The following is a 23,701-nucleotide window of genomic DNA, read 5'->3' as shown; positions in this document are numbered from 1 at the left end:
GGAATTTTCAGAGAAAGCTTCAAGTGATTTCCTTAAGAATTTTGTCCGCAATTTCGGGATTTCCATTTAACCTATATAAGGAGGCGAGCTGCATTAGGTTTTTTTTATGTTTGGGAGTTCTTAGTCTCAATCTTTCTCCGTAGTCGATCGCTTGTTCGATGTCTCCTATTTTTTTGAAACAACGGGAGATGATAAACAAACAATCTACATCGGAAGGATAAGAATCGCTGTAACGTATGGTATGATGCAAAGCTTGAGCATAATCGCGAAGATGAAGATAGGTATTGATATGCAATTTTACTATGCTCGCATGATTGCCGCAGTTCGGCTCGGAAGCGATCAGACCTTCCAGAATTTCCAAAGTTTTGTGGTATTCCTTGTTTTTGAATCTGGTCAAAGCATCGTGAAAAGTCACCATCGCCATTTTGGAGATTTGATTGTGTTTTACTCCTTCCAATGCTTTAAATTCCACACGCACCAAAGAAAGATCGTCTATCAGTTGTCCGTTGGTCTTAATCGAATCCAGAATGGGAGCGATTTCCCCTTTTCCTTTTTCCACGCTCTTTAAAAACAATTCATCATCTTCGTTGATCCGGTCTTCTCCGTCAAAAGTTCCTAAGAACAAATCGTCTCTTCCGTCGGAACCGATGATCAAAATATCGTCTTTTTCCAATTGGAATGTATTGATTTGAAGATTTTTTCTTTTGGTCATCAGAAGACCCAGCTTCGCATAAAAATAAGTATGAGGAAGAAAACTGGATTTTCCGTCCCGATACAAAACGGGAAGAGGATGTTCCGCATTGATGAAATAAATGAAACCAGTTTCTTCGTCGATCAAACACAGAAACACCGAGATCAACATAGAGCCGTCAAACGTAGTAAAGGTGTTATGCAGTTCCGTAAAAGCGTTTTTCAACCATCTCTCAGGGAATGAACTTTTGGTTTCGGATGTATCCTTCCCTCTTTGCAGGATTGCTTCGAATACGGAACCCAAAACCAAAGCGCCTCCGGCTCCTTGGATGGACTTCCCCATCGCATCTCCGTTTAACACTACAGTGTATCTTCTGTCTCTCAATTCCAAATTGGCGGCAACGCAAAGATCCCCTCCGATCTCAGCCTTCCACTGTTTGAACTGGAATTTTTTCTTTTGTTCCACCAAAAAGTCGACGGAAACGTTTTTTGAAGAGGAATGGTTCTGTCCCAACGGTTCGATGAGAAGAGATGTGAGAAAATAATCACCGTCCTGTTGTTCCTTCAACCCACTTACTTCCGTTAAAGCTTGATTCAAATCCTTGGTTCTTTCGTTTACCTTCTCTTCCAGGTTCGCATAAAGAATGGAATTTTCCACAGAAACAGCGATCTGAGAAGATAAAATCTTCAAAACTTCGATACGATCCGGAGTGAACGCATCCGTAGTAAGATTGTTTTCCAAATAAACTGCTCCGACCAAATTCCCTTGGTTGAGGATCGGATAACATAAAATCGATTTAGGACGTTTGTTTTTGATGTAAAAATCGTTCACAAACATTCCTTCGTTCACAGCATCATTCAAGATAATGATGCTTTTCGTGCGAATCACATAATTTACTATATGCGGAGAAAGAAGATCCCCCAAAAAATCGAGAGGTTTTTTCTGCAAAACTTCCAAATGTTGTGAATTGGAATCGCCTTCTGCCTGAACGAAAAGTTCGTCCCCTTCCTTTAAAATGAAAAATCCTCTTTCTGCTCCTGCGTTCTCGAATAAAATTTTCAGCATCTTCTCTAAAAGTTTTCCCAATTGGATTTCTCCGGAAATGGTTTGAGATGCCTTGATCACGGTATTCAAATCCAAAAAATTTCCGGAAGAACCGGAAGAGAGTTTGGTAGTATTCGAAGAATGAGATAGATCCGATTCGGAAAAAATCCCTCTTCTTCCGTATTTCTTCAAATGAGGATGGAGTTTTTCCAATTGTTTTGCCTTAGGCTCCGCTCCCCATTTGATAAAAAGATAATGGGATTCCACCAAATGAAAGTTAGCATAACTTTCATCGCCCAAAGCGAACCATACGGAAGCACAAAGTTCGTTCGCAATCGCTTCCTCTAAAATATATTCTTGTTCTTTTGCGATTTGAATCGCCTTTTTGAATTCGGAAACCGCCTGGGTATAATTTCCCCTGATCTGGAACAACAAACCTTCCACAATATGATACTTGTGGCCGTAATTGGCGGGAGAACTTTCCGCCCATTTATGAAAACGTTTTTGGTTTTTGCGAAGGCGCTTCAGATATTCTTTTTTTTTGGAAGAATCGTTTGTGTCGGCATACAAAGAAGCAGAGATCAAAGAATTGAAAAATACATGTTCCGGAATGTACATCATCCCGAACATAGCGGCTTCGAAAGGTTCCCCTAAAAGGGAATATTCGTAGGCTTTTTCTTTGGTTCCGAAAAAATACTCCAGCCTGGACTTACTCAAATAATAATCGTACAAAGCGTTCGCATTTTTGGATTCGATCCATTCCGGCAAAACCTTCGATTCGAAGAAATAAGGTTCTTCCAATAAAAGAAGGTTTTCCACCTCTCCTTTGAAATTCAAAGCGATCTGTCTGTTCAATTGAAACAGTTGATAGGCATTGTATTGTTTCAGGGATACGAAAGAAGTTTCGTACTTTTCGTAACTGTCCAAAAGTTCGGTAAGATTCTGTCTTCTGAGAAGCCCTTGAAAATGGATGTTATTCAAAGAATAAGAAGCGTATTGCAAATCCCCCGTTTCCATCCCGCTTTGGAAGGATTCATAAAAAGAAGAAACCCCTTCTCTTGCGTGAAACTTCCAATGATTGATCATACAACTGAACAAAAAGAGGGTTCTGCATTTGAACGCTTTCGCATCCAAGGGACCTATAAGAGAAGTTCCCAGTTTTCCGAACTGGTAACCTGCGTCGAAATCACCTAACGCAAAACCTTGGATCATACCGAAGGCTGTGAACGCGAATGTACTGATGGGAGAAAGGCCGTTTTTCAAGGTCAAATTCACCATCTTCAAAACGATGACAGGAAAAAGAGGAGGTTGTGCCAAAAAGGAAGGGGCGATACATGCGTTTAACAGACGCATAATGGCAAAATACTTTTGATCGGTCGAAACGGGAAGTTCCGCCAGTTTTTCTATCTTTCTATTGCCCAGTTTGATTTTGAATTTGATGATTTCAGGAAGAGGAGAAAGTTCGCCCGGATTTTTAGGAAGGTTCACTCCTAATAACTTCAACGCGGTTTTCAGCATTCCCAATGCTTCCAACATTTTGTTCTGGCTGACATACATGGACGATTTTAATTCGTACATCTGGATTTGATCCAACGTGTCTTTTGCCTTCGAAAAAATAAGATCGAAACTTTTTTCAGCTGCTTCGTATTGTTTGGAAAGATATTCCGAACGAGCCTTGTTCGTATAAAGTTTTAGAGTATTTTCGTAATCATTGTCCCAAGGATTTGTTCCCAAAAACTGAATCGCTATTTCGAAAAAACCGAGCGCCGCTTCATAAGCGGTAGAAGCCATCGACTTATTTCCCGCAAGAATGTTCAGCTCTTTCAATCGATTCTTCTCTTCCTCAGTACGGATGTTTGCGATCCCTTGGTTCCATTGGTTGACGATCGTAAACACATGGTCTTCCAGCTTATAACGATCCAACATGGAAAGATAAGCCTTACCGATATGATAATGATTTTTGCTTCTTTCTTCTTCCGAAATCAAAGTGTATGTGGCTTCTTGGATTTTATCGTGAACGAAATTGACTTCCGTCTCACTCAAAAGGAAAAATTCCTCATTGGCTAAATCGATTAGATCTTGTTTTACTTCGGAGAGAGGTTTGCCGGCGATAGATGCGTATACTTCCTGTTTGAACCAGCTTCCGATACAGGCTGCTAATTTTAGAATCTCTATCTTTTCGGAAGGGAGTTCCTTGATCTTTTCCACGATCAAATCGATCACGTTCCCGGAAATATTCACTTCCTTGATTTGCGTTAGTTTGAGATTCCACCTGTTATCTTCATAATAAATCAGTTCTTTTTCATGAAGGCTTTTGAAGACTTCGTTTACATAAAAAGGATTTCCCTTGGTTTTAAAGTGAAGGATTTCCGCAAGTTCTTTCGCCTCGGACTCTTTGCAGTACAAACTGTCCGTAACCAGTTGAGTGATGTCCTCGACAGAGATAGGTTCCAAATTGATTTTTTTGTAGGAATGGCCTGCCTCTTCCAAATCGGAGAGCAAAACGGAAAAAGGATCCGTAGGATACACTTCGTTGTCCCGAAAGGAGAGCATTAGGAAAAGATACTTCATCTCCGAATCGGAAAGAATTCTGCGGATGAGATGAATGCTGGAAGGATCTGCCCATTGTAAATCATCCAAAAAAATGGCGACAGGATGTTCTTCCGTGCAACAAGCTTTTATAAAATTCTGAAATACTAAATTAAATCGGTTTTGAGATTCCGAGACATCCAGAACGGCCACATCCGGCTGAGCTCCCATCAAAGTTTCCAATTCGGGAATGACATCGATTATGATTTTCGCATTGGGGCCGAGCGCCTTTACGAAACTTTCCTTCCAAGTATGAATGGAATCTTGGCTTTCCGCAAGTATCTGCTGGATCAGCTTCTGGAAGGCTTGGGTGATCCCTCTGTATGGAATGGATCTTTTGAAAAGATCATATTTACCGGACGAAAAATAACCTTTGTATTCGGTGATGGGTTTGTTGACTTCATTGATGAGAACCGATTTTCCGATCCCGGATCTTCCCGAAATCAACATCAGTTCCGTTTTTCCTTCCGCAACCTTTCGGAAGGTGTGAACGATTTGTTTCACCTCTTCCGATCTTCCGTAAAGTTTTTTGGGAAGCTGGAACTTAGTGGAACGATCCGTTTCTCCGGGAACGAATTTCAAACCATCAAGAGCCTCTTCTCCCCCGGAAGAGAGAGTTTGACTGCATCTTTCCAAATCGGAAACAAGACCTGCAACGGTTTGGTATCTATCTTCCGGATTTTTTTCCAAAAGTTTCATGATAATATTAGAAATGATCTTAGGAACTTTTTTCTTCTCGTAAGGAGAAACGGGGATTTTGGCGATATGAGCGTGCACCATTTCCATAGGATCCGTATAGGTGAACGGAAGTTCGCCGGTGATCAATTGATAGAAAGTGACCCCCAAGGAATAAAAATCGGTTCTGTAGTCTACTGTCCGATTCATCCTGCCTGTTTGTTCGGGAGAGATATGAGCCAAAGTTCCGTAAAGAGATTCGTTCAAAGGCATAAACGAATTTCTTTGCGTAAGTAAAGTAGCACTTCCGAAATCTATGATTCGAAGTTCTCCTGTTTGGCGGTTCATGATGATGTTCCAAGCTTTGATGTCGTTATGAACGATATTGGCTTTGTGAATTTCTCCCAGCGCCTTACTTGCCTTTAACGAAAAATCCAAAAACTCAGGCAAACCGTATCCGTTTTTTTCCCGAAAGATCTCGGATACAGGTTCTCCTCCCATATCTTCGAAGATGATTGCCATGGAGTTGTTGTATTTTTCCAGAGCGATCGTTCGAATGATCCCCGGTTGATTCAAACTTTGCAGAATTTCGAATTCGTGTTTGAAACGATTGATCTCGGAAATATCAGGATATTCCCTGTTGAGGATTTTGATGATGACGGGGGTACCGGATTGATTCGCCCTATAAACTAAACTTTTTTTCCCCGAATGAATTTCTTCAACGGAAGAAAACCCCGCCATTTTCAGCATCCAAACACTCCGATACGAGAGGAAATCATGACAAGATTTTTCTAAAAATCAACCTAGAAAGAAATTTATTTAGCCGTTTTTCCGCCATCGACGGGAATCGAGGCGCCGGTGATGAAAGAAGAATCTTCACTGCAAAGCCAAACAGCCACTCTTGCCACTTCTTTGGGCTGCGCCATTCTACCCAAAGCATAGGATTTCATTCTTTCTTTGCGCAGTGCTTCAGGATCGGGAGCATTTTGATAGAACAAATCGTCCATCTCCGTCTGAATCCCTCCGGGGCACAGTGCATTGATTCTGATTCCGGAACCTCCGTATTCGAATGCAGCACTTTTAGTGAGTCCGATAATTCCATGTTTGGTTGCCGAATAAGGAGCGATTTTTTCCTTTCCTCTCAGACCGATGGCAGAGGATACATTCACGATCACTCCGCCGTTTCCCTGCTTCAACATTTCCTGAATTTCGAATTTCATGGAAAGGAAAGTTCCTTTTAAATTTATGTTTATGATATCGTCCCACACATCAATCGGATACTCAGCAACAGGCTTCATCACTCCTGCGATTCCTGCATTATTGACTGCGAAGTCCAAACGACCAAAACGTTCGATCGAAGTGCGCACCAAAGTTTCCACTTGTTCCGGTTTGCTGATGTCACAAGAAACAAAAGCTGCTTCTCCTCCTTGCGAACGAATCAAGGAGACCACCTCTTCTCCTTCTTTTTCCCTTCTTCCTGAAACGATTACCTTCGCTTTTTCTTTCGCAAAATAGACAGCAATTTCTTTCCCCAATCCGGAAGTGGACCCTGTAACAAGCGCTACTTTACCTTCGATCCCGTTCATATTTTCCCTGCCTTTTCTTTTTTCATCTCTAAACATTCAGAATCGATTTTTTCCAACAAATTCAAATCCACTTCTTCCAATGATTTCACTTTATGCTTAATTCCTATTTTTTCCATTTCTTCAGGTTGAAAACTATATGAAAAATTAGTAACAAAACCTATGAAAGGAACATGATTTTCTTTAGCCACTTGACCTACGTAAGCTTCTTCATCCATAAACAGACATTTATGATGTTCCAAACCGTATTTTCGAATGATCTCCAATACCCCCGGTCTCATTTCATTCGTACGGATATAACGAACGTCGTGGAAATATTCGGAATAACTTCCCATATTCGTTTCGAAATAGGTTTCGGGAGCACCGCCATAAGCCATGATTTTAAGTCCGGAATCTTTCAACAAACGAAGAAAAGGAAGGATGCCTGGATGTGCGGAAATCACATTTCCTTTTTCGAATAAGGACCTTTCTTTTTGATAGAGTTCGAACAATTCCTCGTTCGTCAGATTTAATCTTAATTTTTCCCTTAGATATTCCAATGCGGACTCTTTGGGTTTTGCCAAAATATGATTTTCTATTTCGGAAGTATATTCTCCCTGCAAACGGTTGACAATTACGGAATGAAGTATGGGACCAAGAATATTCTCTAACAAAACACCGTCTAGGTGAAGGAAGATATATTCAAGATTTTGAAACGACTTCATCCCTTAGAAAATTTCTCTTTCTTCAATCAAACGCCCGTAACGATCTATGCTTTCTTTCAAGTTTTCCGAATCGATAGGAGAAAGTTCCTCTATCTTAAATCCTGCATAATATGTGTCTTCATTGTGATCGTCCTGTTTCACCCATAACAAACTGCATTTTCCGTGAACGAATCCTGCAATGTCGAAATGCATAAAAAATTCAAGACTGTCTTTACCTCCCAGATCCGCAGGAGAATTCCCAGCCGCTTTCACCATAAATCCGTTCTGCGACATGTTTTCGATGCTACAAACGAATTTGTTGCCTTGGTCCCGAATCGAAATATTGTTTTTGAATTTATCCAAAAGTCGGAACCTAGGATCGATCTCGTAAACTTCCGCTTGGCCGGATTTTAATCTTTTATAAACCTTCAACGGCAGGATCGTCGCCGCCATACTTACCTTACTGATCTCTACGTTCTCTTGGTACACAGTGATTTCAAGATTAGAATAATTCCAAGATCCGTCTTTTGCATATTTGACATCTTTCAGGATCGCTCTCATCTTAATAGGCATAGTCAATTTTGCATACTGAAAGAACTCCGCATTCAGATATTGCAAAAGAAAGGTGACTCCTTCGAAAGGAACTCCTCCGTAGATATGGTGGCAAGCGATTCCGAACTGTCTTGCAGATTCCGTGATCTGCATTCCCGAAATATGTTTCAGATTGGGAGGAGAAAAAAATTTATGAGTGGGAGGAGTGTATAGATTCGCAAAGAAAACATCTTTCTTTGCGATACCTTGTGCTTTCTCCAAAATCTCCGAGATGAGAGCCTTCTCCACGTTCCTGATATGAAACGACTTTTGTTTGAACATCTGTAAAATTCGAATTTCATCCGACTCGGTGACTGAATTTTTTAGGACATATTTCCCCTCCGTTTCATTGAAGAGGTAAAGATTGAATAGGAATCGTTTTTGATCCTCGTCTATATTGCCTTCACCTAAGAATGTTTTTGCAGCTTCCGCACTTACCTTCAAGGGAATGCTTTTTAAGCTGTAAACCAGTCCGTTCGAACCTTCCCTTTTTACGTAATAATTAGAAAGAAAGGCTCTTTCTTCTTCCGTAATGACAGGAATCACTTGAGATTCGAACAAATCGGCAGGAATCTCTCTTTGAAGAGCCCTTCTGATGTTCGAAACCAAAGAATCTTCCTGAAAGAAGGTTCTTGTGTACTTTTTATGGAGCGGAATCACGCTCGGAATTTCGATTTTACCTGAGATAGTCATTGTTTCCATTGAAGTTAGAAAGAGAGAATAAAATGTTTATACATTGAAGTATGTTTTAAATTTAATATATTTGCAATAAATTTCCAAATTCGTAACAGAACTTTCATATAGATTTCAAAATAAACATTTCCTCATGAGCATTTTCCTATACTCTTGTATTCATGACGGAAAATTTTTCTTATTTCTTAGAGTTGGAATCATCTTTCGGAGCTCCGAACTACAATCCGCTCGACGTAGTTTTGGAAAAAGGGGAAGGAGTGTGGGTTTGGGACATCTCCGGCAAAAAGTATTTGGACTGTCTTGCTTCCTATTCCGCCCTAAATCAGGGTCATTGTCATCCATCCCTCCAAGAAACGGTGCAAAACCAGGCGAAAATCCTTACACTTACCTCCCGAGCCTTCCGAAACACCAAATTACCAGAGTTATACGAAACATTACATCGATTCAGTGGGAAAAATATGTTCCTTCTCATGAATTCGGGAGCGGAAGCGGTGGAAACGGCGATCAAAGTCGCCAGAAGATGGGGATACCGCCGCAAAAAAATCCCGGAGAACAAGGCGGAGATCATCGTCTGCAGAAATAATTTTCACGGAAGAACCACCACAGTCATTTCCTTCTCCTCGGAAGAAAGTTATCGGGCGGATTTCGGGCCGTTCACTCCCGGATTTAAGATCATTCCTTTCGGCGATGCAAATGCCCTGAGAGAATCTATCACAAATGAGACAGCGGCATTTTTGGTGGAACCCATACAGGCAGAGGCAGGAGTTTATCTGCCTCCTCCATCTTACTTGCATGAGGTGGAAAAAATATGCAGGGAAAAACAGGTTTTATTCATTGCAGACGAAATCCAAACGGGACTAGGAAGAACGGGAGAAAAATTCTGTTTCGAAAGATACGGAGTGAAACCCGATCTCATCACAGTAGGAAAAGCGCTCAGCGGAGGATATTATCCCATTTCCGCCGTTTTAGGCGACAGAGAAACTTTGGGACTGATGGAACCAGGCAGTCACGGCAGCACCTTCGGTGGAAATCCTTTCGGATGTGCGATCGCCAAGCAAGCGTTAGATATAATTTTAAAGGAGGATCTGATTCGAAAATCGAAAGAATTGGGAGAATATGCAATGTCCCTGTTCAGAGAAATCCCTTCGAAACACATCAAGGAAGTCAGAGGAATGGGTTTGCTGATAGGAATCGAACTGGATATTCCCGCCCGAGAGGTCTGCTTGAAACTGATGGAAGAAGGGCTTCTTTGCAAAGACACTCATGAAAACGTGATTCGATTCACTCCTCCTTTGGTCATTACGAAAGAGGAGATTGATTTTGCAGTAGGAGTGTTTCGAAAAGTTTTAGGATAAAAGGTTAAATCAAATTCATTTTGCGAAGAAGTTTTGCAGGATCTTCGTCTACGATGAGTTTGTCTCTTTGTTCCGATCTTAAAAATTCTTTGGAAACCATTTCGTCCATAAAACGAACCAAGGTATCGTAATAACCGCTCGTATTCAATAATGCGGTCGGTTTATCATGGTATTCCAATTGATTCCAGGTAAAAACTTCGGTTAACTCTTCTAAGGTGCCGATTCCTCCCGCCATAGCGATGAAACCGTCGGAAAGCTCGGACATCTTCGCCTTTCTTTCGTGCATGGTTTCCACAACCAAAAGTTCGGTCAGATGATAATGTGCGATTTCCCTTTTCACCAATTTTTCAGGAATGACCCCGATGGCTTCCCCGCCTAGTTCCATCACTTTATCGGCGATTTTCCCCATAAGTCCGGAATTTCCTCCTCCGTAAACGAGTCCGAAACCGTTCTCGACCATAACGTTTGCTAATTGATCGGAAGCTTTGATGAATTCGGGGTCGGTTCCCATACTTGCCCCGCAAAAAACAGCGATTCTTTTCATATCATTACTCTATTTTAAAGCCGGAAATCATCGATTTCAGTTCGTTCGCCTTTTGAAAAATAGTTTCGGAAACGACCGCCAATTCGGAAGAATTGGAAGCGATGGATTGTGATTCCGAAGTGATCAATTGGATGCTTTTCGCAATTTGATCCGCAGATAACTTTTGTTCATTGGCAGCATTTTCGATCTGAAGAGATTCATCCGCAACCAACTGAATATTATGGGAAATCAAGTTGATTTCGTCCACCTGTTTTTGGATCAACTGCACCACATCTCCCAACTCCACTTCGATATTGCCGATATTATCTATGATTTCCAAAAGAACATTGACGGCAGTGTTCACATTGTCCGAACCCTTTGTCACGGCGGCATTCGTAGAAGAAACGAGTTTCCCTATATCGTTTACGCTGGTCACGGACCTATTCGCTAATTTTGCGATTTCTTCCGCAACGACTGCAAAGCCTCTTCCTGAATCCCCTGCCCTTGCCGCTTCAATGGCCGCATTTAAGGAAAGTAAGTTGGTTTGGTCGGAAATCTCTTTGATTAAATTCGTGATCGAATTGATTTGGGAGGCGGTATCTCTGATCTCTTCGATGGACTCTGTAGCCAAATTGATTTTTTCTTTCCCCGCCATGGCTCGATTGGCGCTTTCTTTCGCGCTTTCACCTAATCGGGAAAGACGACCACTTGCCGCCTTGATATTGGTCTGCAAACGGATGGAACTTTTATTGGTTTCGTGAGAGTTTTTTGTTTCTTCACTCACCAAAGAAGATACATGCTGCAAACTCGCCGCAATCTCTTCGATGGCGGCACTTGACTCTTCCGTGCTGGCAGCTTGCGACTGCGAAGCTTCGGAAAGATAGTGAACCGAACCTTCCAGTTCTTTTGCGATTTGATTCAAAGAATCGGACATGGAGCCCATCTTCTTAAAGACATCCGCCATATAACTTACAAAACTATCTATATTTTTGGCAAGGCTTCCTATTTCGTTTTCGGAATGTACATCCACGGAAAGTGTGAGATCCCTATCGTTTACAATACGGCTCAAACCGTTCTCTATGGAATGAATGGGTTTGATGATGGATAAAATCAGAAAATAAGAAAACAAAGAACCGAATAGAATGATCATCGTGATCGAAATCAAATACATGAACTTACGTTGTTCCAATTCATCCAGTCTTTCCTGAATCTTGATTTTAGAAACGGCATGAAGAGAATCGAAAATGATTCCCGCTTTCTCCATCGCAAAAGAAGACGATGCGAAAAAATCACCTAAGATTAAATTTGTCTTTTTTCCGGTGATCATCTCTCTGTTCACCATCTTTAGATACTCTTCTATCGAATCGAAGTCCTTATAAATGGCAGTGATGGTTTCTGCGAGTTTAGGATCCGTCGTTTCTATTTTCCTTAAAAGAGATCTACTTTCGTAAATGCCGGATCGGATGAGTGCGGATTGTTCGGCAAAAAAGATACGGTCTTCTTCGGAGAGTTTTGCTGCAAAGAGAGTGTTCACTCCTCTGGCACGTATTTTGCTGATCGTATATATGAGGTTAGGAAGATAACGGATGGAAACATTGTTTATGGAATTGGTAGCCAATTCGTAGTCCAAAGTGAGATTTGCCTTGTCACCAACTAACTCTAAAAAACGAGAACTGTCGTCGAAAACCTTTTGAGATAAATCGAAATTCAATTGAATCGACGTCAATACATCCGTTCCCTTGAGTTTCGACCAGTCGGACTCCAGATCCGCATACACCTTTTCTTCCCGAAAGCCGGACTTGTTTCGATCGTCCAATACTTTCATCTCCTGCAAAACCGCATCGATGGAAGCTGTAGTTGCGTCAAAATGTTCTTTTTTGGTTCGATCTCCCAATATGATCAGATGGCCGGTTCCTCTCCTTTCAATGACCAAAGTTAATAATTTTCTGATAGGAATTTGAAATTCCAATCCTTTCACTTCTGCCTGACTTAAATCGATAAAGGAGTTCATTTCCCGAACGAGAAGAAAAAGCATCACAACTAGGGAAACAGCGAGAGGGAGAAAAAGTGCGAGTAATTTTTGCCAAATTTTAAGATCGTCCAGAAAACGTTTCATGAGGAACCCTTTGGTCATTAGACGAGAAAGACGATTCCAATCCAATATTTTCTGGAAAGAAGCGAGCGGCTCGTTAAATATTTATTTCTTTTCCGAACCCGATTCTTGCGTCAAATAATAAGCGGCTAATATGGGTAATGTGGTCACCAAAATCACGAAAACTGCGACAACATTCGTCACAGGTCTCTGTCTGGGACGGATGAATTCCGTCAACATCCACACTGGCACAGTGGATTGTTGCCCCGCAGTGAAAGTAGTTACGATGACTTCGTCGAAAGAAAGTGCAAAAGACAACATTCCTCCCGCTAAAAGTGCCGTGGCAATATTAGGAAGAACCACATAGCGGAAGGTCTCCCATTGGTTGGCTCCCAAATCCATAGAAGCTTCCACAAGAGAATAGGAATTTCTTCTCAAACGAGCCAACACATTATTATAAACGGTCACGATACAGAAAGTCGCATGTGCGATGACGATCGTCCATGTGCTGAAAGGAATTCCAAAGAGACTCATTGCGGAACGTAAAGAAATTCCTGTGACGATTCCAGGCAATGCGATCGGCAGGATCACCAAAAAAGAAATCACTTCTTTGCCGAAAAAACTACTTCTGTAGATGGCCAAACTCGCCAAAGTTCCCAAAACGATTGCTGCCGCAGTGGAGATAGAGGCCACCTGCACGGAAAGAAAAATAGCATCCCAAATATCGGGTCTATCCCAAGCAACACCAAACCACCTTAAGGTGAAACCGGGGAGAGGAAATTGAAACGTTTTTTCATCCGTGGAAAAAGCGTACAGAATGATCAGAAAGATGGGAATGTGTATGAACAAAAACCCGAGGATCGTGGCGACAAGAAGGCTCAATTTGCTGAAATTCATTTTAGAGAGCATCGAAAGCTCCTAATCGTTTTGCGATTGTGAGATAAATCATCATAATTACGATCGGCACTACGGAAAAAGCTGCCGCCAAAGGAATGTTACCTGCCGTTCCTTGATGAGTATAAACTGCCATACCGATGAAATAACTGGAATTTCCGATGATGGTAGGAATGATATAATCTCCCAAGGTAAGGGAAAAAGTGAATATAGACCCGGCGACTACACCGGGAAACGCCAAAGGAAGGATCACCTTACGGAACGTTGAGAAAGGACTAGCTCCCAAATCGGAAGAAGCCTCTAACAATGATTTGGGAATTCTTTCCAAAGAAGCCTGCACAGGAAGGATCATATAAGGAAGCCAGATATATACGAATACCAAAAACATCCCTAAATAAGAGAAGGACAAAGATGAGCCACCGATCACAGGAAGACTCAACGCATAATCCAAAACGGACATGAGATGCAAACGCTCTAAAAACCAAGTGATGATTCCTTCCTTAGCCATCAAAAGTTTCCAGGCATATACCTTTACAAGATAACTAGACCAGAGAGGAAGCATCACTCCCAGATACAAAACCGGTTTCAACTTTGGCCCTGCATACATCGCCATATAATAGGCGATAGGGAATGCAATGATTCCGCTCATCAAAGTCACAGAGAAAGCCATTCCCGCAGTGCGGAAGATGATGTCCCAGTTTGTGGAAAGACGGAACAGATCGTAATAAGACTCTAAAGTGAATTCCTTTTTGATCACTCCCGAAAAAGAATCTACGGAAAAAAAACTTTGTATCAGAAGGGTAAACAAAGAACCCAAATATACGATCCCCAGCCAAAGAAGCAAAGGAGACAAAAGCAAAAACAATGCGAGTGTTTTGCGGTAAAACAAAAACACAAAAAATCGGTTCAAGAGAGCAGTCATATCGCAAACCTTTAAAACAAATGCATATCGGATTCTTTCCAGGCGAGAAGAACCTCTCTGCCCAAAGAAAGTTTCTCTTCGTTTGTTTTTTGATTTTGATGGAATACCACCAAACTTTGCCCTGATTTGGTTTCGAAGAGAAGTCTGGAAGTAGCTCCGGAATAGATATGATTTTTGAAAAAAGCGTTCAATGTCACCAAACCATCTTTAGATGAGTCGGAATCCAATACATGGATTTTCTCAGGGCGAATCATCGCATTCTCTGACTTGCCCAAAATGGATCTGTGTTCCTCTCCTTTCAAAATATTGGAGATCCCCACAAAATTGGCAACGAACTCTGTGGAAGGCCTTTCGTAAACTTCGGAAGGAGTTCCTATTTGCTCCACCTTACCTTTATTAAAGATGGCGATTCGATCGGACATAGACAATGCTTCTTCCTGGTCGTGGGTTACAAATACGAAAGTGATCCCTACTTTTTTCTGAATGGATTTGAGTTCGATCTGCATCTCTTCTCTCAATTTGAGATCCAGCGCTCCTAGAGGTTCATCCAAAAGAAGAACTCCCGGACGATTGATGAGTGCTCTTGCCAATGCGATTCTTTGTCTTTGTCCACCGGAAAGTTCGGAAGGTTTTCTTTTCCCCGCATCTGGAAGGCGCACCATCTCCAACATTTCCCTCACTCTTGTTTGAATTTCTGAAGTAGGTAGTTTTTTGATCTTTAAGCCGTATCCTACATTTTCTTCCACATTCAAATGAGGAAAAAGAGCGTAGTCTTGAAATACCGTATTTACGTTTCTAAGGTAGGGAGGAACGCCTGTTACATCTTTGTTTTCCAGAAACACACTGCCTTCACTGGGGTCCTGAAACCCTGCGATCATTCTGAGACAGGTGGTTTTTCCCGATCCGGAAGGACCTAACATGGAAAAAAACTCGCCTTTCCGAATCCCGAAAGACAGCTGATCCACTGCAAAAAATTGATCGAACTTTTTAGTTACATTTTGGAATTCCACATCGTAACTCATGTATACTCACTTTCCTCCGCACTCATCCACCGATTTCGGTGATGGTTCGATCCGGCAAAATGCCGAACCGAACTTTATTTTTAAGGTTTAAAAAGGATCGGGATTATCTGCTTCCGATGATGGAAATATAATCTTCCGCCCATTTTTTATAAGGGATACATTTTCTTCCTCCGGAACAATTTTCCACAGGGGTTCTCCAAAAGGAGATTTTTTCGAAATTATTGAATCCGTTGATGGAACAACCGCTGTCACCTAACAATGCATTTCCTTTGCAGGCGCTAGGGACGGAAGGAACCGACCCGAACCAAGAAGCCAAGTCTCCCTGCACTTTCGGTTGGATGGAGTGTTCAAGCCATTTGTATGCACAGTTCGGATGTTTGGAATCTCTATGAAGCATTGTGGTATCTGCCCATCCTGTCGCCCCTTCCTTAGGAACTACGGAACCTACCGGCTGTTTTTCTCCGATCAACATATTGACTTGGAAAGGCCAAGTGGAGGAAGCAACTAACCCTTCTTTTTTGAAGTCGTCCACTTGCACCATCGCATCGTGCCAGTATTTAGGTACGAGCTGTCTTTGTTTTTTCAAAAGATCAATGACTGCGGAATATTGTTTTTCATCCAATTCGTAAGGATCTTGAATTCCTAATTCCGGTTTGGCGGATTTAAGATACAAAGCCGCATCCGCGATGTAGATCGGCCCGTCAAAAGCTTGCACTCTATCTTTATTCGATTTTCCATCCGGCAATTTTTGTTCTTCAAAAACTACGTTCCAACTTGTAGGAGCGACTTTAAACACTTTCGTATTGTACATTAAAACGTTAGGACCCCATTGATAAGGAACTCCGTAATGTTTTCCGTCGACAGTATGCCAAGCGGCATTTTGCAGACGAGAGTCTATATTTTTCCAGCTGGGGATAAGATCGATATTGATCTCTTGCACTTTGTTTCCGGCTATCAAACGTAAGGAGGCATCCCCGGAAGCAGTCACTAAATCGAAACCGCCTTCGTTCATCAAAGCAACCATTTCATCGGAAGTTGCCGCCGTTTTTATACTCACTTTACAACCGGTGCTTTTTTCAAACTCGGTGACCCAGTCGTATGCTTTATCGGTTTCACCCTTTTCGATATAACCCGGCCAGGCGACTATGGATACTTCGCCTTCCGACTGTCCTATTTCGGATAACTTGGAGTCTTTTTTTCCGCAAGCGATTGTTAGACTGAGTGACAGTATAATCGCAGCAGAAAGGATTCTACGGAATGATTCTGGTTTCATGATTCAATTAGCTCCTCTGGTTGTTTCAAGTTTTTCAGGGAAAAGTTTTCCTATTTTTTAAAATAGATCAACAACTAACTTCGTTTTTAAAAAAAAGGTATGAATTTTTTTCATACCGGCTTACTTATGAATTGGCAATCCTATGAAATCCATCAAAGACAGTTCCTTGTTTCGAGAAACAAATTACATCCACGGAGAGTGGGTGGATTCCGAAGACAATCGTAAGCTCAATGTGGTGAATCCGGCGACAAACGAAGTCCTAGGTTCCGTTCCCAACTCAGGAGCGAAGGAAACGAAGTCTGCCATTCGTTCAGCGGTGTCCTCATTTACGGATTGGAAAAAACGTACCGCAAAGGAAAGAGCCAACATCCTGCATAAATGGTTTCAACTCATTTTAGAATATAAAGAAGAGTTGGCTCATATCATGACTTTGGAACAAGGCAAACCTCTTGCCGAATCCAGAGGAGAAATTCAATATGCCGCCTCTTACATCGAATGGTTTGCGGAAGAAGCCAAACGAATGTATGGTGATATCGTCCCTTCCCACAGAAGGGACACTCGCATTTTGGTTTTAAAAGAACCTATAGGAGTGGTCGCCACCATCACTCCTTGGAATTTTCCTGCCGCCATGCTGACTAGAAAAGTCGCTCCCGCACTCGCAGCAGGATGCACAGTGGTCTCCAAACCCTCAGAATTCACTCCATACTCCGCTTTCGCTTTAGCTGTATTAGGTGAAAAAGCGGGGATACCGAAAGGAGTTTGGAATTTGGTGACAGGGGATCCTGTTTCTATAGGCAAAACCATTTTAGAAAGTGCAGACGTCCGTAAACTCAGCTTCACTGGTTCCACAAAAACGGGAATGTATCTTATGGAAAAATCGGCACAAACTTTGAAAAAGCTCTCCTTAGAGTTAGGTGGAAATGCTCCTTTCCTCGTTTTCGAAGACGCCGATTTAAACGAAGCAGTGAAGGGAGCCATGTTATCCAAATACAGAAATACGGGACAAACATGTGTTTGTGTAAATCGATTCTTGGTTCATAAAAATATCGCAGACGATTTCGCAGCAAAATTGACGGAAGCTTCCTCCCGATTGAAAGTAGGAAACGGCCTACTCTCCGAATCGGAACAAGGCCCTCTGATCAATGAGGCGGCCAAACAAAAAGTAGAGACTCACATTCAGGACGCAGTTTCAAAAGGTGCTAAAATACTTACAGGAGGTAGACCGCATCCTTTGGGAGGAAATTTTTTCGAACCTACTGTTTTGTATCCGGTCACCAAAGAAATGTTAGCTAGCAGAGAGGAAACCTTCGGGCCTGTTGCCTCGATTATGACATTCGAAACGGAAGAAGAAGCCGTTCGACTTGCCAACGATACCGAGTTCGGTCTAGCATCTTATCTCTACACCAAAGACATAGCCAGACTCTTCCGAGTAGCGGAACAATTGGAATACGGAATGGTAGGCATCAACGAAGGAATCATATCTTCCGAACAGGTTCCTTTCGGAGGGGTCAAATTCTCCGGAATGGGAAGAGAAGGCTCCAAATACGGATTAGACGATTATACTGTAACCAAATATCTCTGCCTAGGAGGCATTACATGACAAACCAAACCTCATCGACAAACCAAGCCCTCTGGGCAAAACGTTTGAAAAATGTCCCCAGAGGAGTCACAACCGCCTATCATGTATTTGCTGATAGGGCAAAAAACGCAGAGATCTGGGATGTGGAAGGCAAACGTTATATAGATTTCGGAGGTGGAATCGGTGTGATGAATACGGGACACTGTCATCCCAAAGTATTGGATGCGATTCACAAACAAGTCGATTTATTCCTCCATACTGCATTCCAAATCATGCCTTACGAGCCTTATGTGACTCTTGCGGAGAAATTGAATCAAAAGGCTCCCATTGAAGGAGCTTCAAAAACCATTTTGTTTTCTTCCGGTGCGGAAGCATTGGAGAACGCTGTCAAAATCGCAAGGACTGCCACAGGGAGAACAGGAGTGATCTCCTTCTTAGGAGGGTTCCACGGAAGAACGATGATGACTCTTGCTTTGACGGGAAAAATCATTCCTTATAAAAAAGGATTCGGTCCTTTTCCCTCCGACGTTTACCACGCTCCCTTCCCTATGGAATACCATGGAGTGACGGAAGAAGATTCCCTAAAAGCACTTTCCAATATTTTCAAGTCGGATATAGATCCTTACAGAGTCGCAGCCATCGTCATTGAACCTGTACAAGGTGAGGGAGGGTTCTACATCGCTTCTCCTTCCTTCTTGAAAAAATTAAGATCTATCTGTAATGAATATGGCATTCTACTTGTTGCGGACGAAGTACAGTCCGGATTCGCCAGAACAGGAAAACTTTTCGCCATCGAACACAGCGGAATCAAACCGGATCTCATCACCACTGCCAAATCTCTTGCGGCGGGAATGCCTCTTTCGGCTGTCATCGGTAAGGCGGAAATTATGGACTCCGCGGAACCGGGAGGACTAGGAGGCACCTATGCGGGAAACCCTGTGGCTTGTGCCGCTGCCATCGCAGTGATGGATCTCATCGAAGAAGAGGACATTTTGGCAAGATCCGCACAGATGGGTGAGAACATCCAAAAAAAACTGAAAGATATGAGAAATTCTTCCCCCTATATCGGCGAAATACGAGGATTAGGCGGTATGGTGGCATTCGAATTGATCGAAAACGGGGATCCGAACCAGCCTTCAGCGGATCTTGCCAAAAAATTGACTACGAAAGCTCTCGAAAACGGCCTGATCCTTCTTTCCTGCGGTGTGTATGGAAATGTGATTCGAATCCTGGTGCCTCTCACTGCGGAGGATTCCATCGTAGAAGAAGGTCTTTCCATCATTCAAAAATCTTTAGAGGAAATAGGGTAATCGGATGAAACAGTTTAAATTGTGGATCAACGGAAAATGGGAAGATACGTTAGGCGGGAAGAAAATGCAGATCGAAAATCCCGCCACGGGAGATCTGATTGCGGAAGTGATCGATTCTTCTCCTGAAGACGTAAACAAAGCGGTTCAAGCGGCACATAACGCTTTTTATGACGGCCGTTGGTCCCGGCTGACTCCTGGAGAAAAAGCGAACTGCATTTGGAAATTAGCGGAACTACTCTCCGAAAGAACGGAGGAATTTGCGAAAGCGGAATCGGAAAATACGGGCAAACCTTATAAAAACCTAAGTTTGGTGGGAGACATTCCTTTTGCGGTAGACAATCTCAAATTTTTCGCAGGGGCCGCCAGAGAAACCCAAGGAAGCAGATCGGGAGAATTTTTTCCAGGATACACTTCCCTTTTCAGAAGAGAACCTGTAGGAGTCGTCGGCCAAATCACTCCTTGGAATTATCCGATCCTAATGGCTGTATGGAAGTTGGGGCCTGCTTTAGCTGCAGGATGTACCGTAGTTCTCAAACCGGCTCCAGGAACTCCGATCACCACTTTAATGTTAGCTGAATTATCCGGTCAAGCAGGATTTCCGGAAGGAGTGATCAATATAGTTACGGGAGGAAACGAAACCGGTCAAACGATCGTAGACCATCCTTCCGTCAGAATGGTTTCACTCACAGGTTCCACGGAAACAGGAAAAAAAATAATGAGAAGCGCTGCGAATACCCTGAAAAGAGTACATTTAGAGTTAGGTGGCAAAGCCCCTTTACTCGTATTCGAAGAGGCAGACTTAGAATTGTTAGCTGCCAAGGCGACATTAGGCGCCACATGCAATACGGGGCAAGACTGCACTGCAGCGACAAGAGTGTATGTCCAGAAATCCCAGTTGAAACGGGCGACGGAAGCTCTTGTAGAATCGATGCGTTCCGTAAAGATAGGTCTTCCTTTCGACGATGCTTCCGAAATGGGTCCTTTGATTTCCAAAATCCAGAGAGAAAGAGTTTCCGGTTTTGTAGAAAGAGCGAAACAATCCGGTGCGAAGATTCTTACAGGAGGAGGAATTCCTAAATCTTTCGATCGAGGTTATTTTTTCGAACCTACCGTCATCGCAGAAACCTCTCAAAATGCAGAGATCGTACAGAACGAAGTGTTCGGTCCCGTCCTCACAATCCTCCCTTTTGAAAAAGAGGAAAATGCGATTGCTTTTGCAAATGATGTCAACTACGGATTGGCTTCCTCAATTTGGACAAACGATCTATCTCGTGCTATGCGGGTATCCCAAAGACTGGAATTCGGGACGGTTTGGATCAACGACCATCTGCCTTTGGCTTCGGAAGCTCCTCACGGAGGATTCAAACAATCTGGATTCGGAAAAGATCTTTCCGCAGAATCGATGGGAGACTATCTCATCACCAAACACATTATGATCGGAGGAGTCTGAAAGAAACTCTTAAGGAAAGCAAGTATAGACAATTCGTTGTTCTATATTTGCTTTGCCATCTCCTCAAGCGCTGAAGAGAAATCACCTAATATAAGTTTACCTTGGGACTGAAGGATGGAAAATTCAAGCATCAAATTGATCGAATTCCCGAAATCTTCGTTCAATAGATATCCTTCTTGGTCCATCCGAAAACCGGAATCATGAAAGGATGTAGGAACAACTTCCGCCGTCTTAAGATGCAAAGCGGTCAGATCACTCCGATACCCCCAAATCTCTTTTCCTAAAGAAAAACCGTAACCGATTTCGAAGGAAGTACCGTCATCCACACAGGCGCCTCTGAAGAAATTACAATTCGCTAAAATTCTGTCCGATTTTCGAATCAATTCACAGTTCGATTCGAAAATTCGTTTCGCCATAGATAAATCTCTTGGCAAATGCGGAGGAAGTTCTCCATCAAACGGAGTGTAAGCGATAAAACCTTTTGCTTCACATTTTTCCCGATGCCTTTTTAATATCTCGAATCCGTTCGGAAAAAATACTTCCGGCCCTGCTAAATAAATGGAAATAGGCATTTATATCTTAAACTTCTCTGCAATGCTTCTTAAAAGTTCAGCAGTATTAGAAAGACTTTTAGAGGATGCGGACATTTGTTCGGCGCCTGAAGCAGTACTGATCGTATGTTCGTTGATTTGACCGATCACTTGATTGATTTCTATGACCGCCTTCTTTTGTTCGTCGGTTGCAAACTTGACAGACTCGGCTTCCATTCCCACTTTATGGGCATTTTCCAAAACGATTCCGTTGATTTCTTTCTGTGATCCAGTGATAGAATACAATTTGTCCATAGCTGCGGATACGGAATCCACATTTTTGATGATAGAATGAATGATATCCGTAGAGGATTTAATCCCTTGTGCCCCGCTATCCAATTCACCTTTATTTTTCGAAATCATACTTGAGATAGATTTAATAGCGGATGCCGTTTTTTCGGAAAGTTTAGAAATTTCTTCCGCAACGACGGCAAATCCCTTACCTGCATCGCCTGCTCTTGCGGCTTCGATGGAAGCGTTTAGGGAAAGTAATCTGGTTTGATCGGCGATATCGTTGATGATCCCCACAATCGCAGTCATTTCACCGGAAGACTTGAGGATATTGGAAATCATCTCATTCATTCCGATCAAGGATTCTTCTCCCTTTCTCGCTTGAGCGGTAATCATCTTGGCTTGGTTGAGAGTGTTTTGGATCTCTTCTCCTACCTGATTTACGCTGGATGAAAGCTCCCTGATCCTTTGTTGAAATTCAGAAATGTTTTTGTACTGATTGTCCGTAGAGCCGGAAATATTTTCCATACCCGCTGACATTTCTTCCACAGTCGCAGACATCTCTTCTACGGAAGCCGCAGTGGACTGTGCCGTAGTAGAGAAGTTATCCGAACTAGAGGAAAGTTCTTCTGCCGAAGAAGCAAGTTCATAAGAAATTTTCTGTATCTCTTCGATCGAAGTTTTCAAACTTTCCAGAAAAAAATTAGTATCCTGACTCAAATCACCGATTTCATCCTGATGATAAATTTTAAGTTCGGAGGTGAGATCTCCGGAAGCCATGGATCTAAAAAGTTCTCTTGCTTCTTGGAGCGGATGAAGTCGTCTGTTCAGAAGATAATATATCACAAGGACAGATAACAACAAGAAGACGAAAGCGAAAGCTGCGATCTTATACAACATCTTATGAACGACTTCGGATATATCGTCCTTGGAGATCACTGCGAATGCGGACAATCTGTATTCTTCCAAACGATAAGATGTGGCTATTTTTTCTTTTTTGAAGAAATATTCGGTATATTCTCCCGACTTCAATTCCATCAATTTTTTGCCCCAGTCCATATCGTTCATTCGGAGTTTTAAAATTAATTTTTTATCGGGATGACCCACGACGACTCCGTCGAAATCGGTGATTGCCACAAATCCGTCCGTCCCGATTTTGATTCCTGACACCAGTTTTTCGGTCACGGAATTGAGGGATAAGGAAAACGCCAATATCGCAATGACTTTGTTCTTATCGATGACAGGCACCGTCAACAAGGCAACAGGATCGTGAGTGATAGGGGATTCTCCCACCTTACTTAGATGCTTTTTACCAGCTAATGCCTGCTTGATGTTCTCATCAAACCCTTGCCCTCCCCATTGAAAACCGATCGCTTTTCCGTTCGCATCGGAGAAAATTTTAGGATTAGTTTCGGGAGTTGAGATGAAAATATTCTCATAGAAACCCATTTTATGATAGAGATCCGCCAGGGATACATTCAGAACTTTGAAGTTTTTATCTCGGATGGCTTCCGTAAAGAGAGGATTTGAGGAAAGATATTCAGCCAGTTTGTTTTGGTTCTCAAAGAATTGGGCGATTTGATCTCCCGATAATTTGGAGACTTTACGAATCTCGTCTACGTAAGCTTCTTCTACATATTGTTTCGCAGTCACGTAGGCGAAGGTAGAAATAAATGCCGTCAACAAAACGGCAGTGGCAGTGATCGTGGCAAGCAGCACGATTTTCAAACTGGATCGAATCATTTAACATCACCGTAAAAAAATTTATCGAGAAATTGTTTTCAATTGATTCGAAACTGTTTTCTTACAGGGAAAATGGTTTCGATTTAGAATTTTCGAAAATAAGAAGCCAAAAAAGTAAGCAGTATCTTAGGAATTTTTTTAAACTCGTCAAGATATTTCTTACGATTT

At 42.3% G+C, this 23,701-nt stretch carries 16 protein-coding genes; 4 read left to right on the top strand and 12 right to left on the bottom strand.

What is annotated here, in order from left to right:
- Positions 1 to 19: 19 nt before the first annotated feature.
- From EHS15_RS00575 to EHS15_RS00560, 4 genes are all read right to left on the bottom strand, one after another.
- Positions 20 to 5,749, bottom strand: a complete 5,730-nt coding sequence (locus EHS15_RS00575; protein WP_135758582.1) for a protein kinase domain-containing protein — start codon at positions 5,747 to 5,749, stop codon at positions 20 to 22.
- A gap of 65 nt (positions 5,750 to 5,814) precedes the next feature.
- Positions 5,815 to 6,576 (bottom strand): SDR family NAD(P)-dependent oxidoreductase, encoded by a 762-nt coding sequence (locus tag EHS15_RS00570; RefSeq protein ID WP_210416270.1) that lies wholly within the window; start codon positions 6,574 to 6,576, stop codon positions 5,815 to 5,817.
- 5 nt (positions 6,577 to 6,581) lie between these two features.
- A complete protein-coding gene (locus EHS15_RS00565) occupies positions 6,582 to 7,286 on the bottom strand; it encodes an HAD family hydrolase (RefSeq protein ID WP_135758581.1) in 705 nt (234 codons plus the stop codon).
- Between the two features lie 3 nt (positions 7,287 to 7,289).
- Entirely contained in the window at positions 7,290 to 8,549 is a 1,260-nt protein-coding gene (locus tag EHS15_RS00560; RefSeq protein WP_135758580.1) for an AfsA-related hotdog domain-containing protein, read from the bottom strand.
- 161 nt (positions 8,550 to 8,710) lie between these two features.
- Here EHS15_RS00560 and rocD point away from each other — a divergent pair, with 161 nt between their 5' ends.
- Positions 8,711 to 9,904, top strand: a complete 1,194-nt coding sequence (gene rocD, locus EHS15_RS00555; RefSeq protein ID WP_135758579.1) for an ornithine--oxo-acid transaminase — start codon at positions 8,711 to 8,713, stop codon at positions 9,902 to 9,904.
- A 4-nt stretch (positions 9,905 to 9,908) separates the two neighbouring features.
- Here rocD and EHS15_RS00550 read toward each other — a convergent pair whose 3' ends face one another.
- From EHS15_RS00550 to EHS15_RS00525, 6 genes are all read right to left on the bottom strand, one after another.
- The gene (locus tag EHS15_RS00550) at positions 9,909 to 10,448 is read right to left on the bottom strand and encodes an LOG family protein (RefSeq protein WP_135758578.1); all 540 of its coding nucleotides are present in this window, start codon (positions 10,446 to 10,448) and stop codon (positions 9,909 to 9,911) included.
- A gap of 4 nt (positions 10,449 to 10,452) precedes the next feature.
- Positions 10,453 to 12,543 carry a methyl-accepting chemotaxis protein gene (locus EHS15_RS00545; protein WP_167884111.1) on the bottom strand — a complete coding sequence of 697 codons (2,091 nt, stop codon included), beginning with the start codon at positions 12,541 to 12,543 and terminating at the stop codon, positions 10,453 to 10,455.
- Between the two features lie 81 nt (positions 12,544 to 12,624).
- Positions 12,625 to 13,428, bottom strand: coding sequence for an ABC transporter permease (locus EHS15_RS00540; RefSeq protein WP_135758576.1), 804 nt, complete (start codon positions 13,426 to 13,428; stop codon positions 12,625 to 12,627).
- The gene (locus EHS15_RS00535; RefSeq protein ID WP_135758575.1) at positions 13,418 to 14,335 is read right to left on the bottom strand and encodes an ABC transporter permease; all 918 of its coding nucleotides are present in this window, start codon (positions 14,333 to 14,335) and stop codon (positions 13,418 to 13,420) included. The genes EHS15_RS00540 and EHS15_RS00535 overlap by 11 nt, the downstream gene beginning before the upstream one ends.
- An 11-nt stretch (positions 14,336 to 14,346) precedes the next feature.
- Positions 14,347 to 15,357, bottom strand: coding sequence for an ABC transporter ATP-binding protein (locus tag EHS15_RS00530; protein ID WP_135758574.1), 1,011 nt, complete (start codon positions 15,355 to 15,357; stop codon positions 14,347 to 14,349).
- A gap of 103 nt (positions 15,358 to 15,460) precedes the next feature.
- A complete protein-coding gene (locus EHS15_RS00525) occupies positions 15,461 to 16,630 on the bottom strand; it encodes an ABC transporter substrate-binding protein (RefSeq protein WP_135758573.1) in 1,170 nt (389 codons plus the stop codon).
- 142 nt (positions 16,631 to 16,772) lie between these two features.
- Here EHS15_RS00525 and EHS15_RS00520 point away from each other — a divergent pair, with 142 nt between their 5' ends.
- From EHS15_RS00520 to EHS15_RS00510, 3 genes are read left to right on the top strand one after another with little or no spacing between them, the layout of a single operon-like run.
- Positions 16,773 to 18,230, top strand: coding sequence for an NAD-dependent succinate-semialdehyde dehydrogenase (locus tag EHS15_RS00520; RefSeq protein WP_135758572.1), 1,458 nt, complete (start codon positions 16,773 to 16,775; stop codon positions 18,228 to 18,230).
- Complete coding sequence (gene gabT / locus EHS15_RS00515; protein WP_135758571.1) at positions 18,227 to 19,519, top strand: 4-aminobutyrate--2-oxoglutarate transaminase; 1,293 nt, start codon at positions 18,227 to 18,229, stop codon at positions 19,517 to 19,519. Before EHS15_RS00520 ends, gabT begins: the two co-directional genes overlap by 4 nt.
- A gap of 4 nt (positions 19,520 to 19,523) precedes the next feature.
- Positions 19,524 to 20,969 carry a gamma-aminobutyraldehyde dehydrogenase gene (locus tag EHS15_RS00510; RefSeq protein WP_135758570.1) on the top strand — a complete coding sequence of 482 codons (1,446 nt, stop codon included), beginning with the start codon at positions 19,524 to 19,526 and terminating at the stop codon, positions 20,967 to 20,969.
- 41 nt (positions 20,970 to 21,010) lie between these two features.
- On the opposite strand, the gene EHS15_RS00505 is transcribed toward EHS15_RS00510, so the two are convergent.
- Together EHS15_RS00505 and EHS15_RS00500 are read right to left on the bottom strand one after the other, a co-directional pair.
- Positions 21,011 to 21,541, bottom strand: coding sequence for a nucleoside 2-deoxyribosyltransferase (locus tag EHS15_RS00505; protein WP_135758569.1), 531 nt, complete (start codon positions 21,539 to 21,541; stop codon positions 21,011 to 21,013).
- Positions 21,542 to 23,533, bottom strand: a complete 1,992-nt coding sequence (locus tag EHS15_RS00500) for a methyl-accepting chemotaxis protein (protein ID WP_135758568.1) — start codon at positions 23,531 to 23,533, stop codon at positions 21,542 to 21,544. It lies immediately after the preceding gene.
- Between the last annotated feature and the right edge of the window lie 168 nt (positions 23,534 to 23,701).

It is taken from the genome of Leptospira idonii, assembly GCF_004770995.1.
GTDB lineage: Bacteria > Spirochaetota > Leptospiria > Leptospirales > Leptospiraceae > Leptospira_A > Leptospira_A idonii.
Note: the sequence above shows the minus strand (reverse complement) of the source record. Positions and strands in the feature narration are given on the sequence as shown.